The organism is Enterobacter sp. B79-1, assembly GCF_057444735.1.
The window spans coordinates 57,152-71,421 of record NZ_JBYAZJ010000009.1 but is presented as its reverse complement, the minus strand read 5'-3'; the positions used below and the strand labels follow the sequence as shown (position 1 = coordinate 71,421).

15 protein-coding genes are annotated in these 14,270 nt (G+C 61.9%); 9 read left to right on the top strand and 6 right to left on the bottom strand.

Annotated features, from left to right (window positions below):
- Positions 1–3: 3 nt before the first annotated feature.
- From AC2T6E_RS20160 to acpT, 9 genes are read left to right on the top strand one after another with little or no spacing between them, the layout of a single operon-like run.
- Positions 4–426 carry an acyl-CoA thioesterase gene (locus AC2T6E_RS20160; protein WP_174340006.1) on the top strand — a complete coding sequence of 141 codons (423 nt, stop codon included), beginning with the start codon at positions 4–6 and terminating at the stop codon, positions 424–426.
- The gene (locus AC2T6E_RS20155) at positions 423–1,028 is read left to right on the top strand and encodes an outer membrane lipoprotein carrier protein LolA (RefSeq protein WP_486693011.1); all 606 of its coding nucleotides are present in this window, start codon (positions 423–425) and stop codon (positions 1,026–1,028) included. Before AC2T6E_RS20160 ends, AC2T6E_RS20155 begins: the two co-directional genes overlap by 4 nt.
- Positions 997–3,318, top strand: coding sequence for an MMPL family transporter (locus AC2T6E_RS20150; protein WP_486693009.1), 2,322 nt, complete (start codon positions 997–999; stop codon positions 3,316–3,318). The genes AC2T6E_RS20155 and AC2T6E_RS20150 overlap by 32 nt, the downstream gene beginning before the upstream one ends.
- The gene (locus tag AC2T6E_RS20145) at positions 3,315–3,893 is read left to right on the top strand and encodes a DUF3261 domain-containing protein (protein WP_214594990.1); all 579 of its coding nucleotides are present in this window, start codon (positions 3,315–3,317) and stop codon (positions 3,891–3,893) included. Before AC2T6E_RS20150 ends, AC2T6E_RS20145 begins: the two co-directional genes overlap by 4 nt.
- A gap of 1 nt (position 3,894) precedes the next feature.
- Complete coding sequence (locus AC2T6E_RS20140) at positions 3,895–5,061, top strand: beta-ketoacyl-[acyl-carrier-protein] synthase family protein (protein WP_126816094.1); 1,167 nt, start codon at positions 3,895–3,897, stop codon at positions 5,059–5,061.
- A complete protein-coding gene (locus AC2T6E_RS20135) occupies positions 5,061–5,534 on the top strand; it encodes a hotdog family protein (RefSeq protein WP_120159411.1) in 474 nt (157 codons plus the stop codon). Before AC2T6E_RS20140 ends, AC2T6E_RS20135 begins: the two co-directional genes overlap by 1 nt.
- Positions 5,528–6,259 carry a 3-ketoacyl-ACP reductase FabG2 gene (locus tag AC2T6E_RS20130; protein ID WP_182401800.1) on the top strand — a complete coding sequence of 244 codons (732 nt, stop codon included), beginning with the start codon at positions 5,528–5,530 and terminating at the stop codon, positions 6,257–6,259. Before AC2T6E_RS20135 ends, AC2T6E_RS20130 begins: the two co-directional genes overlap by 7 nt.
- Positions 6,256–7,485, top strand: a complete 1,230-nt coding sequence (locus tag AC2T6E_RS20125; protein WP_010436577.1) for a beta-ketoacyl-ACP synthase — start codon at positions 6,256–6,258, stop codon at positions 7,483–7,485. Before AC2T6E_RS20130 ends, AC2T6E_RS20125 begins: the two co-directional genes overlap by 4 nt.
- Positions 7,486–7,487: 2 nt before the next feature.
- Positions 7,488–8,081, top strand: coding sequence for a 4'-phosphopantetheinyl transferase AcpT (acpT, locus tag AC2T6E_RS20120; protein ID WP_010436580.1), 594 nt, complete (start codon positions 7,488–7,490; stop codon positions 8,079–8,081).
- On the opposite strand, the gene arnF is transcribed toward acpT, so the two are convergent.
- The 6 genes from arnF to arnC are packed head-to-tail and all read right to left on the bottom strand — an operon-like array spanning position 8,032 to position 14,269.
- Positions 8,032–8,436, bottom strand: a complete 405-nt coding sequence (arnF, locus tag AC2T6E_RS20115) for a 4-amino-4-deoxy-L-arabinose-phosphoundecaprenol flippase subunit ArnF (RefSeq protein ID WP_108417677.1) — start codon at positions 8,434–8,436, stop codon at positions 8,032–8,034. The genes acpT and arnF overlap by 50 nt on opposite strands.
- The gene (arnE, locus tag AC2T6E_RS20110; RefSeq protein WP_238458406.1) at positions 8,433–8,759 is read right to left on the bottom strand and encodes a 4-amino-4-deoxy-L-arabinose-phosphoundecaprenol flippase subunit ArnE; all 327 of its coding nucleotides are present in this window, start codon (positions 8,757–8,759) and stop codon (positions 8,433–8,435) included. The genes arnF and arnE overlap by 4 nt, the downstream gene beginning before the upstream one ends.
- Positions 8,756–10,411 (bottom strand): lipid IV(A) 4-amino-4-deoxy-L-arabinosyltransferase, encoded by a 1,656-nt coding sequence (gene arnT / locus AC2T6E_RS20105; RefSeq protein WP_486693004.1) that lies wholly within the window; start codon positions 10,409–10,411, stop codon positions 8,756–8,758. The genes arnE and arnT overlap by 4 nt, the downstream gene beginning before the upstream one ends.
- A complete protein-coding gene (gene arnD, locus AC2T6E_RS20100; protein WP_108417674.1) occupies positions 10,408–11,310 on the bottom strand; it encodes a 4-deoxy-4-formamido-L-arabinose-phosphoundecaprenol deformylase in 903 nt (300 codons plus the stop codon). Before arnD ends, arnT begins: the two co-directional genes overlap by 4 nt.
- Positions 11,307–13,289 (bottom strand): bifunctional UDP-4-amino-4-deoxy-L-arabinose formyltransferase/UDP-glucuronic acid oxidase ArnA, encoded by a 1,983-nt coding sequence (gene arnA / locus AC2T6E_RS20095; RefSeq protein WP_010436592.1) that lies wholly within the window; start codon positions 13,287–13,289, stop codon positions 11,307–11,309. Before arnA ends, arnD begins: the two co-directional genes overlap by 4 nt.
- Positions 13,286–14,269 (bottom strand): undecaprenyl-phosphate 4-deoxy-4-formamido-L-arabinose transferase, encoded by a 984-nt coding sequence (gene arnC, locus AC2T6E_RS20090; RefSeq protein ID WP_010436594.1) that lies wholly within the window; start codon positions 14,267–14,269, stop codon positions 13,286–13,288. The genes arnA and arnC overlap by 4 nt, the downstream gene beginning before the upstream one ends.
- Position 14,270: the final 1 nt, after the last annotated feature.

Sequence of the window (14,270 nt, the reverse complement as noted above, 5' to 3'; positions counted from 1 at the left end):
AGGGTGCTGACCGATCCCCGCTTTACGGCTGAAGTCGAGATCGCCGTTCCGTTCCACGACGTCGATATGATGGGCGTGGTCTGGCACGGTAACTATTTCCGCTACTTTGAGATCGCCCGCGAGGCGCTGCTCAACCAGTTTAATTACGGCTACCGCCAGATGAAGGCCTCCGGCTACGTCTGGCCGGTGGTGGACACCCGCGTGAAATACCGCGACGCGGTGACCTTCGAGCAGCGCATCCGCGTGCGCGCCCACATTGAAGAATATGAAAACCGCCTGCGCATCGCCTATCAAATCTTCGACGCGCAAACCGGAAAACGCACCACCTCCGGCTACACCATTCAGGTGGCGGTGGATGAAGCCAGCCGGGAGATGTGCTTTGTCAGCCCGGCCATTCTGTTTGAACGTATGGGGATCGCGCCATGAAATGGATACCGCTTCTCGCCCTGCTGATGAGCCCGCTGGTCAGCGCGATCACGCTGGACGAACTGCAACAGCGCTTTGCGGAACAGCCGGTGGTGCGCGCGCACTTCGAGCAAACCCGCACCATCAAGGACATGCCACAGCCGCTGCGCTCGCAGGGGGAGATGCTGATTGCCCGCGACAGCGGCCTGCTGTGGGATCAAAAAGCGCCGTTTCCGATGACGCTGCTGCTGGACGACAAGCGGATGGTGCAGATCGTTAACGGCCAACCGCCGCAGACCATTACCGCCGACACTAACCCGCAGATGTTCCAGTTCAACCACCTGCTGAGGGCGCTGTTTCAGGCCGACCGCAAGGTGCTCGAAGAGAACTTCCGCATCGATTTTAAAGACCAGGGGGAGGGCCGGTGGTCGCTGGTGTTGACGCCTGTGACCACGCCGCTGGACAAGATTTTCTCCACCCTCGATTTGCGCGGTGCCGCGTACCTGGAATCGATTCGACTGAACGATAAGCAGGGCGACACAACCGATATCGCCCTGTCCCGCCACCAACTGACGCCCGCCAGCCTGACCGATGCCGAACGCCAACGCTTTGCCGCACCGTAAATCCCTGCGCCCGGCGCTGCTGTGGGCCACGGTATGCCTGATCCTGTTGGGCGTACTGCTCACGCTGCTGCCCGGCGCGCGGCTGAACAGCAGCGTGCTGGCGATGTTGCCGAAACAGACGCTCGGGGCGATCCCCCCGGCGCTCAATGACGGATTTATGCAGCGTCTCGACCGCCAGCTCGTCTGGCTGGTCAGCCCCGGCAAAAAGCCGGACCCGCGCGTGGCGCAGCAATGGCTGGAACTGCTGCAGCGCAGTCAGGCGCTGAATGAGGTGAAAGGGCCAATGGACGCCGCCGGGCAAAAAGCCTGGGGTGACTTCTTCTGGCAGCACCGTAACGGCCTGATCGATCCCGCCACCCGGGCGCGCCTGCAACACGGCGGGGAAATGCAGGCCCAGTGGATCCTGTCCCAGCTCTATTCCGCCTTTTCCGGCGTGAGCGGCAAGGAGCTGCAAAACGATCCGCTGATGCTGATGCGCGGCTCACAGCTCGCCCTCGCTCAAAACGGCCAGAAAATGCAGCTGATGGACGGCTGGCTGGTCACCAAAGATGATGCCGGAAACTACTGGTATCTGCTGCACGGCGAACTGGCGGGGTCGTCGTTCGATATGCAGCAAACCCACCGGCTGGTCACCACCCTTAAGGCGCTGGAAGAGACGCTGAAAATGCACTCCCCGCAGGCGCAGCTGCTCTCTCGCGGCACGGTGTTTTACAGCGATTACGCCAGCCAGCAGGCCAGGCGGGATATTTCCACGCTCGGCGTCGCCACGGTGCTCGGGGTGATCCTGCTGATTGTGGCGGTGTTCCGTTCCGTGCGCCCGCTGCTGTTGAGCATGCTCTCCATTGCCATCGGCGCGCTGGCGGGCACGGTGTTTACGCTGCTGCTGTTTGGCGAGCTGCACCTGATGACGCTGGTGATGAGCATGAGCATCATCGGTATTTCGGCAGACTATACGCTTTACTACCTCACGGAGCGGATGGTGCACGCCGCTGACGACTCGCCCTGGCACAGCCTGTCGAAGGTACGTAACGCGCTGCTGCTGGCGTTGCTCACCACCGTCGTCGCCTACCTGATGATGATGCTGGCCCCCTTCCCCGGCATCCGCCAGATGGCGGTGTTTGCCGCGGCGGGGCTGAGCGCCTCGTGCCTGACGGTGATTTTCTGGCATCCGTGGTTGTGCCACAGAATGCCGGTTCGCCCGATCCCCGCGAAAGGTTTTATGCTGCGCTGGCTGAACGCCTGGCGTAGCAGCAAAACCCTGTCCGTGGGGCTGCCGCTGGCGCTGGCGCTGATTTCCGCCATCGGGATAGGCAGCTTACGGGTCGACGACGATATCGCCCAGCTTCAGGCGCTGCCGAAAGACATTCTGGCACAGGAAAAAACCATTACCGCCCTGACCGGGCAGAGCGTCGACCAAAAGTGGTTTGTGGTGTACGGCGCGTCGGCTCAGCAAACGCTGGAGCGGCTGGAGGCCTTTACCCCGGCGCTGGCGCAGGCGCAAAAGGCGGGCGATATGGCCCACTGGCGCACCCTGCCGCTGAACTCGCTGGCGCGTCAGAAAAGCGATCTGCAGCTGCTGCACAACGCCGCGCCTGCGGTGACAACAATGTTGAAAAGCGCGGGGCTGAACAGCGTCACACCCAATCTGGACGCGATGCCGGTTAGCGTTGAGGCCTGGCTCGCCAGCCCGGTCAGCGAAGGCTGGCGGCTGCTGTGGCTGACGTTGCCCAACGGCGAAAGCGGCGTACTGGTCCCGGTGGATGGCGTGAAAAACAGCGCGGCGCTCGGCAAACTGGCGGCCAGCCATGAGGGCGTTGCCTGGGTCGACCGCAAAGCCAGCTTCGACAGCCTGTTTGCGCTCTACCGTTCGCTGCTGACGGGCTTACTGTTCGTGGCGCTGGCGGTGATTGCCTGCGGCGCGATGGTGCGCCTCGGCTGGCGCAAAGGGGCGATCAGCCTGGTTCCCTCCCTGCTCTCGCTCAGCTGCGGGCTGGCGGCGCTGGCCGTCGCGGGCCATCCGGTGAACCTGTTTTCGCTGCTGGCGCTGGTGCTGGTGCTCGGAATTGGCATCAACTACACGCTGTTTTTCAGCAACCCGCGCGGAACGCCCCTGACCGCGATGCTGGCGATTACGCTTGCCATGATGACCACGCTGCTGACGCTGGGCATGCTGGTGTTCAGCACCACCCAGGCCATCAGCAGCTTTGGCATAGTGCTGGTGAGCGGTATCTTCACCGCCTTCCTGCTCGCCCCGCTGGCGATGCCGACGACGAAAGAGAGAATACGATGATCCGATTTTACCGCCTGGCGATATGTCTTCTGGCGCTGCTGCTGGCAGGGTGTAGCCATTCGCCGAACCGCGATGACGCGCGGCCCGAGGCCTGGCTCCAGCCGGGCACCCGCGTGACGCTGCCGCCGCCGGGTATCACCCCGGCAATGAGCTCGCAACAGCTGCTGACCGGCAGGTTCAACGGACACACCCAGTCGCTGCTGGTGATGCTGAATGCTGACGAGCAAAAGGTGACGCTGGCCGGCCTCTCCTCCGTGGGGATCCGTCTGTTCCTCGCGACGTATGACAATACCGGTATCCATACCGAACAGTCGGTTGTGGCGCCGGAGCTGCCGCCCGCCAGCCAGGTACTGGCGGACGTGATGCTCAGCCACTGGCCGCTCAGCGCCTGGCAGCCGCAGTTGCCGAAAGGCTGGACGCTGAACGATACTGACAGCAGACGCGAGCTGCGCAACCCCGACGGCAAGCTGGTCACGGAGATTGTCTACCTGCAACGCAAAGGCAAACGTGAGCCGATTAGCATCGAGCAACATGTTTTTAACTACCACATCACCATTCAATATCTGGGTGACTGAGATGATCTACCTTTCTGCCGTTGGCATGGTCAACGCCCTGGGTAACTCGGCTGATGAGATTGCGGCAAATCTGACCGCAGGCGTTGCGCCGGGGATGCGTCACCGCGCAGGCTGGCTGCAGGGCGTGCCGGATGCGGTGCTGGGCGGCGTGGAAGGCGAGCTGCCGTCAATACCGGACCACCTGTCGGCGCATCGCAGCCGTAACAACCAGCTGTTGCTGGCGGCGCTGGCGCAGATCCAGCCTGCCGTCGATGCGGCCATCGCGCGCGTGGGACGCGACCGCGTGGCGGTGGTGCTTGGCACCAGCACGTCCGGACTGGACGAAGGTGACGCGTACGTGCGCCTCTCTCAGAGCGGCGAGGACAGCCCGCAGTGGCAATACCCGCAGCAGGAGCTGGGCGATCCGTCGCGCTTTCTCGCCAGCTGGCTTGAGCTGGACGGCCCGGCGTATACCATTTCGACCGCCTGCTCCTCCAGCGCGCGGGCAATCATCAGCGGCTGTCGTTTGATCAACGCCGGGCTGGTGGATGTCGCCATTGTGGGCGGCGCCGACAGCCTGAGCCGCATGCCGGTTAACGGGTTTAACAGCCTGGAGTCCCTCTCGCCAACCCAGTGCGAACCCTTTGGCCGTGACCGCCGGGGGATCACCATTGGTGAAGCGGCGGCGCTGATGGTGCTAACCCGCGAGCCGGGAGAGATCGCGCTGCTGGGCGCGGGTGAATCCAGCGATGCGTATCATATTTCCGCGCCGCATCCGCAGGGTGAAGGAGCCATCCGCGCCATCACGCAGGCGCTGAACGAGGCGGGCATGACGGCGGATGATATCGGCTATATCAACCTGCACGGCACCGCCACGCCGCTTAACGATCGCATTGAGGCGCAGGTTATCCACGATCTGTTTGGCGAACGCGTGCCGTGCAGTTCCACCAAACATCTGACCGGCCACACGCTGGGCGCCGCCGGGATCACCGAGGCCGCGCTAAGCTGGCTGATCCTGACCCGAAACCTGCCGCTGCCGCCGCAGGATTTTTCCCGCTACGCGCAGGACGACACGCTGCCCGCCTGCGGACTGCTGCACGCGCCTGCCCCGCTGAAAAAACCGGCGATCCTGTCGAACTCGTTCGCGTTTGGCGGCAACAACGCCAGCCTTCTGCTGGGGAGAGTGTGATGAAATATTTATCCCCCGCCGAGTACCTTCCTCACGACGCGCCCATGATGCTGCTGGAGACCGTCGAGAGCGTCACCGACAATGGCGCAGCGTGCAGCGTCACGGTGAGCGGGCACGGCGTGCTCGCCCCGTTTCTGAACGCCGACGGCGACCTGCCGGGCTGGTTTGCGCTGGAGCTGATGGCGCAGACCGTCGGCGTCTGGTCTGAGTGGCATCGCCTGCAAAAAGGGCTGCCGCACAGCCCGCTGGGCATGGTACTGGGCGCGCGTGAACTGGTATGCGCTGCAGGGCTGTTTACCGCAGGCACCACGCTGACTATCACCATCGAACGGCTGATGCAGGATGAACGCTTTGGCAGCTTCGAGTGCGTCATCCACGCGGATAACGCCTCCCTCGCCACGGGCCGGGTGAACACCTTCCAGCCGAGCGAAGAAGAATTAACATCACTTTTCAATCAGGGAACGCCATCATGAGATCCGTACTGGTCACCGGTGCCAGCAAAGGCATTGGCCGCGCTATTGCCCTTCAGCTTGCGGCTGACGGTTTCACCGTGGGCGTGCATTACCACCGCGATGCCGCTGGCGCACAGGAGACACTCGACGCGATTGTTCAGGCGGGCGGCACGGGCCGTTTACTTGCCTTCGACGTGGGCAACCGCGAGCAGTGCCGCGCGGTGCTGGAACAGGAAATGGCTGACCACGGCGCATGGTATGGCGTGGTCAGTAACGCAGGCATCACCCGCGACGGCGCGTTTCCGGCGCTCAGCGAGGATGACTGGGACAGCGTGATCCACACCAATCTCGACAGTTTCTATAACGTTATCCATCCCTGCATTATGCCGATGATCGGCACCCGCAAGGGCGGGCGGATTATCACCCTGTCGTCGGTTTCTGGCCTGATGGGCAACCGCGGGCAGGTGAACTACAGCGCCGCCAAAGCCGGGATTATCGGGGCCACCAAGGCGCTGGCCGTTGAGCTGGCGAAGCGCAAAATCACCGTGAACTGCATCGCGCCGGGGCTGATTGATACCGGTATGATCGAGATGGACGAGGCCGCGCTGAACGCGACAATGTCGATGATCCCGATGCAGCGTATGGGCCACGCTGACGAAGTGGCCGGGCTGGCGAGCTACCTGATGTCAGACAAGGCGGGCTATGTGACGCGCCAGGTGATCTCGATTAACGGAGGTATGCTATGACGCGCCGCGTCGTGATTACCGGCATGGGTGGCATCACCGCGTTTGGCGAAGCGTGGCCGACCATTTCACGCCGCCTGCGCGGGTATGAAAATGCGGTGCGCACCATGTCTGAATGGCAGGCGTATGACGGTCTGCAAACCCTGCTGGCCGCGCCCATTGAGGACTTCACCCTGCCGGATCACTACACCCGCAAGCGGATTCGGGCCATGGGTCGCGTGTCGCTGCTCTCTACCCGCGCCACCGAGCTGGCGCTGGAGCAGGCGGGCCTGATCGACGACGCCGTGCTGACCAGCGGCCAAACCGGCATCGCCTACGGCTCGTCGACGGGCAGCACCGGGCCGGTGAGCGAATTCGCGTCCATGCTTATGGAAAAGCACACCCATAACATCACCGGCACGACCTATGTGCAGATGATGCCGCACACCACCGCCGTCAACACCGGACTGTTCTTTGGCCTGCGCGGACGGGTGATCCCCACCTCGAGCGCCTGTACCTCCGGGAGCCAGGCGATTGGCTATGCGTGGGAGGCCATTCGTCATGGTTATCAAACCGTGATGGTGGCGGGCGGTGCGGAAGAGCTTTGCCCCTCGGAAGCCGCCGTTTTTGATACCCTCTTCGCCACCAGCCAGCGTAACGACGCGCCCAAAACCACGCCGTCGCCTTTCGACAGCCAGCGCGACGGCCTGGTGATTGGCGAAGGTGCAGGCACCGTCATTCTGGAAGAGCTGGAGCACGCCAGAGCGCGCGGTGCGACAATTTACGGCGAGATTGTGGGCTTTGCCACCAACTGCGATGCGGCCCATATCACCCAGCCCCAGCGTGAAACCATGCAGATTTGTATGGAACAGTCGCTGGCGATGGCGGGTCTGAGCCCTCAGGATATTGGCTACATTTCCGCCCACGGCACGGCGACCGATCGCGGGGACATCGCCGAGAGTCAGGCCACCGCCGCCATTTTCGGCGACAGCGTGCCCATTTCATCCCTGAAAAGCTATTTTGGCCACACGCTGGGCGCGTGCGGGGCGCTGGAAGCCTGGCTGAGCCTGGAGATGATGCGCGAAGGCTGGTTCATTCCAACGCTCAATTTAAGACAACCGGATGAGCAATGCGGCGCTTTAGATTATATTATGGGGGAAGCCCGTCAGATTGACTGTGAGTATCTGCAAAGCAATAACTTCGCATTCGGCGGCATCAATACTTCGATAATCATTAAACGCTGGGCGTAACTATGTACCAGTTTGTACTGGGAAAAATCTCCACCCTTAGCGCGGACCCGCTGGCGTCAACGCTCGCAGACAGGGCACCTCAGGGTGCGCGAAACGCCTCCTGGCTTGCAGGCCGGACGCTGCTCGCCAGAACATTATCCCCCTCGCCGCTGCCCGACATCATTTACGGTGAACAGGGAAAACCGGCTTTTGCGAAGGGGCACCCGTTGTGGTTCAACCTGAGCCATAGCGGCGACGACATTGCCTTATTGATGAGCGACGAAGGTGAAGTCGGCTGCGATATCGAAGTGATCCGCCCGCGACAGAACTGGCAGGCGCTGGCGAATGCCGTCTTTAGCATCACCGAGCATGAAGAGCTTGAGCGCGAAGCGCCCGAGGAACAGCTTTCTGCTTTCTGGCGTATCTGGACGCGGAAAGAGGCGATTGTAAAACAGCGCGGCGGCAGCGCCTGGCAGATTGTCAGCATCGACAGCACCGCGCAGACGCATTCGGTGAGCCAGCTGCGCTTCGGCACGCTGAGCCTGGCGGTGTGTACCCCTACGCCCTTTACCTTGACCGCCGAGTCGATTTCTTACCCCAATACGTCTGCGGCATAAAGATCGTCAGCACGCCGAGAATAATCAGGCCAACGCCCGCCAGCCCGCGCCAGGAAAAGTGTTCTCCCCAGCCGGGCAGCACAACGGCGGCACCCCACACCAGAATGTAGCTGAGGCTCAGCAGGGCATAGGCTCTACTGAGCGCCATGCGCTGCAGGGCCAGATACCAGCAGCCCATCGAGGCCACATAGCCAGTTAGACCCAGCATCAAGGTTCCCGTGCCGGGCGCGGCGTGCCAAAGGGCAGCAAAAAAGGCGTCACTCACCGGCGGCAGCGTCACCATGGCGTGGCGCAGCACCAGCTGCGCCACGCTCACCAACACCACGCTGCATAACGCCCAACATGCCCCCTTCACAGGCTTCCTCCCAGCAGGATAATCCCGACGATAATCAACCCGACGCCCAGCCAGTGGCGTGACGGGACGGACTCATGCCAGACGATTTTCGCCGCCAGCGTGACCCAGACAACGTTCAGGCTCAGCATGGGGTAAGCCACGCCGACGGGCAAAAGCTGCAACACCACCAGCCAGGCAAGCATCCCGCAGCCAAGCGCCAGCAAGGCCAGCCCAAGCCACAGGACAGTTCGCTGACCGCCCTTCGCCCGGGTGGCCTGTTTCTGACACAGCTGCCCTGCGCAGCTCAGCAGGCTTGCCAGTACCAGCCAGATCCAGGCCATCATTGCGGCAGATATTGCAGGTAGGCCAGACGCCCCTGAATCGTCAGGCTGTCCGGTTTTGGCAGCCCGGCGCGGGCTATGTCATCGTTTTTTGAAAGCAGGATCACCAGTGACACCGGCCCCTGCTGACGATGCGTGTCGAGCCATTGTGCGATGTCGCCATTGCTCACAAACCGTCCTTTCACATCCGGGTAACCGAGGCCATATTTCAGCTCCCCGGTCTGCCCAAAAAGAATGATGTCATGACGATTCAGTTCCCACGCCAGCCCCGACGCCACGCCAACGTTGTTTGCCAGCACAAACCGGCTCTCCTCCAGCGGCATGCGCACGGTATCCACCAGCGACTGCGGCTGCTTGGAATCCACCACCAGGTTAGGGATGGCAAACCCGATGAGCAGCGCAAGACCGGCAGGACAGAGTGCCGCGATCCACCAGCGCCGCGAGCTCTGCTTCAGCGTAAACCAGCCCACCGCGGCCCAGATAAGAAAAGCGATCGCGGCACAGAAGACTTTGTACAGTTCAACCGATGTCCAGACCGGATGTTTCGCGAGTCCCCACGGCGACACCACCAGCGCCGCCACCACGCCGATAACGCCAAACGCGAGGTTGATGCCGCCGTTGACGCGCAGCACGCGGGCCCCATTTTCCGCCATCGTGCAGGCGTAGCGCGCCATCAGGATAGCCAGCGGCGCGAAGCACGGCAGGATATAGGTGGGCAGCTTGCCTTTGGCGATACTGAAGAACAGCAGCGGCATCACCACCCAGCCCAGCAGATAGAGCCCCGCCCCCTCATTTTGCCTCTCACGCCAGCCGAGGCGCAGCGCGCCCGGCAGCAGCGCCAGCCACGGCAGACTCCCCGCGACGAGGAACGGCAGGTAGTACCAGAACGGCGCTTTATGCTGGGCATCGCTCTGCGCAAAACGCTGGATATGCTCCACCCAGAAGAAGTAACGCCAGAAATCCGGTTCGCGCTGGGCGATTGCCAGCCCCCAGGGCAGGACGATAAGCACGCAGCTCAGGATCGCCAGCCAGCCGAAAACAAGCACCTCTTTCCAGCGTTTCTGCGCAATCACCCAGGGCAGCACGCCTATCACCGGAACCGCCAGCGCCAGGAAGCCTTTGGTCATGACGCCCATGCCGCAGGCCAGCCCCAGCAGAATGTAGCCCCCCGCTTTTCCGGCCACGGTTTTCGATTGGGCAGCCAGCCAGAAGCTGCACATCGCCACCGCCAGCCACAGGGCGATAATCGGATCCAGCACGGCGTAAGTGCCGATGCCGTAGACCAGGAACAGCGTTAAGAAGATAAGACCGGAGAAAATCGCCACCCGCTTATCCTGCCAGAGGCGCCAGGCGAGCCAGATGACCAGCAGCGCCGTCAACCCGGTGGAGAAGATCGCCCCGGCGCGCACGGCAAAGTTGGAGTGACCAAAGATCAGCTGCCCGATGCTGTTAACCCAGTAACCGGCAATCGGCTTTTCAAAGTAACGCAGGCCGAGAAAATGCGGCACAATCCAGTCGCCTGAGACGAGCATTTCACGGCTGATTTCCGCGTAGCGCGTCTCGTCCGGCTGCCACAACAGGCGGAGATCGACCGGGATAACGTAGTAAACAATAAACAGTGCGAGAAGCGCTACGCCATAACGGGCTGCTTTCATGATACCGGGCTCACGGTTTGTTGATAGCCAAGCCAGCCTTCCCGGCCGGCCATTTCATTGCGCACAATTTTGCCGACCGGCAAGGTGCTGAGATCGTCTGGCAGCAGGTCGCCGAGCGGGCAGAAGTGAATGCCCTCGGCGGCAGCCATCGTCAACAGCGCATCAAAATCATGCTGATACGCGATCCCTTCCACCTCGGCGTGAATTGTGTAGACCGGCGTACCCTCGTCGCGATGCATGCAGTCCAGTATGTAGCGGTTAAACCCTGCGGCGCTGACGTCGCGCCCGACCACTTCATCCCATGTCGGGAGCGTGACAGGAATTTGAACCGTACCGGTGCGATCGTTCCCTAACAGCGGTAAAAACGGGGTGGTACCGCGGCAATCGCTGTTATAGCGAAACGCAAAGGTCTCCTTGGCTTTCACCACGCGCTGGTCGGCACGCCATCCCGCCGCGGCGGAACAGCGCACGGGCTGGCCGGTAATCGCCTCCAGCTCCTGCACGCCGCGCTCAACGTCTTGTTCCAGGCGCGGAATATCCCAGACGCCCGCCCAGGCCTGCCAGGCATGGTGATCCCAGGCGTGAAGCCCCACTTCGTGCTGATGCGCCGCTTCGCAGATAATCGCTTCATTCCCCGCCCCGATGCGCCTGCCGGGCCAGGCGGTCCCCGCCAGCAAAATATCCCAGCCGTAGAGGGATGCCGCGCGCGAGCGCAGCATTTTGAACAGAAATGCCGGTTTAACCAGGCGCCACAGATGACGCCCCATGTTGTCTGGCCCGACACTGAAGAAAATGCTGGCACGCACGTCGTGCTTGCTCAGCAGTTCCAGCAGCCGCGGGACGCCGTCGCGGGTGCCGCGAAAGGTGTCGACATCAATGCGTAAACCGACCTTTTTCATGATGCCTGTTCCGACAGCTCCACGGTGCGCAGGAAGAAGTCGAGCGTTTCATCAATGGTCTGCTCCATCTTCACGGTTGGCGTCCAGTTCAGGCAGCGCTTCGCGTTGCGGATGCTCGGCTTGCGGTGCTCTACGTCCTGATAGCCTTTGCCGTAGTAGCTGCTGCTCTCCACTTCGCGGAACCCGGCAAACGGCGGGAACTGGCTGCGCAGCGGATGGCGCTCAAAGCTTGCCAGCAGCATTTCAGCCAGCTCGCGGATGCTCGCTTCGTTGTCCGGGTTGCCGATGTTGATGATCTCCCCGTTGCAGCGGCCGTCTTTGTTTTCGATGATGCGGAACAGCGCTTCAATGCCGTCGCTGATATCGGTGAAGCAGCGTTTCTGTTTGCCGCCTTCGATAAGCTTAATGGGCGACCCTTCCACCAGGTTCAGGATCAACTGGGTGATGGCGCGGGAGCTGCCGATACGCGCGGCGTTCAGGTTATCCAGACGCGGCCCCATCCAGTTAAACGGACGGAACAGGGTAAAGCGTAGCCCCTCTTTCTCGCCGTAGGCCCAAATCACGCGGTCCAGCAGCTGCTTGGAAACGGAGTAGATCCAGCGCTGCTTGTTGATCGGCCCGACCACCAGGCTGGAGGTGTCCTCGTCGAAGTTCTTATCGGTACACATGCCGTACACCTCAGAAGTGGACGGGAAGATGATGCGCTTATCGTATTTCACGCAGTCGCGGATAATCTTCAGGTTCTCTTCGAAATCCAGCTCGAACACGCGCAGCGGGTTACGGGTGTACTCAATCGGTGTGGCAATCGCCACCAGCGGCAGCACCACGTCGCATTTCTTGATGTGGTACTCGATCCATTCGGAGTGGATGCTGATGTCCCCTTCAACGAAGTGGAAGCGCGGATTACCGAGGAAACGGCCGATCGCATCGGATCCAATGTCCAGACCGTAGATCTCGTAGTTGTCGTCTTTCAGCAGGCGCTCGGTGAGGTGGTTACCGATAAACCCGTTCACCCCGAGGATCAACACGCGCGTGCGCCGTTTGAGCGCCACCACCGGCGCGCTGGTGATCAGCGCCCCCGCCACCAGCCCCAGAGACTGCGCCAGCTGCGCCCCCTGAACGTACAAGCCGCTGTCGGTTTGTCCGGTGACGATCTCCAGCGCCTGCTCGCCGCAGCTCACAATCAGCGGGGAGACCGAGACGACGGTGCCCGGTTTGGCGGCAGGAATGTCGTCACGCACGCGGGATTTCCAGACGATAAATTTACTTACACCCGCAAAGCTGTATGCGCCCGGCCACGGGTCGGTCACGGCGCGTACCAGGTTGTGCAGCTGACGCGCCGGTTGGTTCCAGTCCAGACGGCCATCTTCCGGCGTGCGGCGACCGAAGCAGCTGGCCTTGCTTTCATCCTGCGCGGTTTCGGTAAAGGTTCCCTGAAGGATCGTCGGCAGCGCGTCGCGCAGCAGGCTTTGCGCGGCGGTGCAGAGCTTGCGGTGCAGCTCCAGCGCCGTCTCATCGGCGTCAATGCTCACTTTCTGCTGCGCCACGATACCGCCCGCATCGGCACGTCGTACCATTTTGTGCAGCGTTACGCCGGTTTCCGTTTCACCGTTAACCAGCGCCCAGTTCAGCGGGGCGCGGCCACGGTAGGCTGGCAGCAGGGAGCCGTGCAGGTTGAACGCCCCTTTGTCTGCCACGCTCAGGATCGCATCGCAGAGCAGGTTGCGGTAATAGAACGAGAAAATCACGTCCGGCGCGAGTTTCTGAATGCGATCCACCCACAGCGGGTGGTTCACGTCGTCCGGGGCGTACACCGGGATCCCGTGTTCAGCCGCAATACGCGCCACCGAGCCAAAGAAATGGTTTTCTCCGGCAACGTCCGGATGCGTGAAGATGGCCGTAATGTCGAAGCCCGCGTCCAGCAAGGCTTGCGTGCCCGAGCACCCCATATCGTGATAGGCGAAGACGACAGCTTTCATGGGTGTTTTTCCTCTTGAGATGCGGTGTGTTCCTGACGGACAACCCGTTGAATAAAGTAGCGCGGACGCGCGCGAACATCGTTGTAAATACGGCCAATGTATTCACCGAGCAGGCCCATACCAATGAACTGGGCACCGATGAACATGAACAGCACGGCAAACAGCATAAAGACCCCTTCCGCCGCCCACTGTGGGCCAAATGCCAGCCGCAGCACGACCAGCAGAACGGAAAGCGCAAACCCGGCCAGCGCGATAACGCTGCCGAAAACGCTCAGCAGGCGCAGCGGCGTGGTGGTCAGGCAGGTGATGAGGTCGTACATCAGGTTGATCAGGCGCATAAAGCTGTACTTTGACTCCCCGTGCTCGCGCTCGGCGTGCAGCACCGGGATCTCCGTCGCTTTGCGGGCAAAGGTGTTCGCCAGAATCGGAATGAAGGTACTGCGTTCGTGGCAGTGCAGCATGGCGTCGATGATGTGGCGGCGATAGGCGCGCAGCATGCAGCCGTAATCGCCCATCGCTTTGCCGGTGGTGCGCTGGATCAGCCGGTTAATGGTGCGTGACGCCAGCTTGCGGAACAGGCTGTCCTGACGGTTTTGCCGCACGGTGCCGACCACGTCGTAGCCCTCGTCGGCTTTGGCAACCAGGCGCGGGATCTCTTCCGGCGGGTTTTGCAGGTCAGCGTCCAGCGTAATCACCAGATCGCCCGTCACGTGGCTGAACCCGGCCATGATCGCCGAGTGCTGGCCGTAGTTACGGTTAAGCAGCACGGCAACGATATGGCTGCCCTCCGCCTGCGCGGCGTCGGTCAGCATCATCGCGGAGTCATCGCTGCTGCCATCATCCACCAACAGAATTTCGTAAGCCTTGCCCAGGGTGTCACAGGCAGCGGTTGTGCGGCGGATCAGCTCCGGCAGGCTCTCCTGCTCGTTGTAGACCGGGATCACCACGGAGACTTTTTGAACGGGCGGCGCGCTGAACATA

Coding starts and splice junctions, on each gene's coding strand:
- AC2T6E_RS20155 (WP_486693011.1), top strand. CDS start 423: ATGAAATGGATACCGCTTCTCGCCCTGCTGATGAGCCCGCTGGTCAGC.
- AC2T6E_RS20150 (WP_486693009.1), top strand. CDS start 997: ATGCCGAACGCCAACGCTTTGCCGCACCGTAAATCCCTGCGCCCGGCG.
- AC2T6E_RS20145 (WP_214594990.1), top strand. CDS start 3,315: ATGATCCGATTTTACCGCCTGGCGATATGTCTTCTGGCGCTGCTGCTG.
- AC2T6E_RS20140 (WP_126816094.1), top strand. CDS start 3,895: ATGATCTACCTTTCTGCCGTTGGCATGGTCAACGCCCTGGGTAACTCG.
- AC2T6E_RS20135 (WP_120159411.1), top strand. CDS start 5,061: ATGAAATATTTATCCCCCGCCGAGTACCTTCCTCACGACGCGCCCATG.
- AC2T6E_RS20125 (WP_010436577.1), top strand. CDS start 6,256: ATGACGCGCCGCGTCGTGATTACCGGCATGGGTGGCATCACCGCGTTT.
- acpT (WP_010436580.1), top strand. CDS start 7,488: ATGTACCAGTTTGTACTGGGAAAAATCTCCACCCTTAGCGCGGACCCG.
- arnE (WP_238458406.1), bottom strand. CDS start 8,759: ATGATGGCCTGGATCTGGCTGGTACTGGCAAGCCTGCTGAGCTGCGCA.
- arnT (WP_486693004.1), bottom strand. CDS start 10,411: ATGAAAGCAGCCCGTTATGGCGTAGCGCTTCTCGCACTGTTTATTGTT.
- arnD (WP_108417674.1), bottom strand. CDS start 11,310: ATGAAAAAGGTCGGTTTACGCATTGATGTCGACACCTTTCGCGGCACC.
- arnA (WP_010436592.1), bottom strand. CDS start 13,289: ATGAAAGCTGTCGTCTTCGCCTATCACGATATGGGGTGCTCGGGCACG.
- arnC (WP_010436594.1), bottom strand. CDS start 14,269: ATGTTCAGCGCGCCGCCCGTTCAAAAAGTCTCCGTGGTGATCCCGGTC.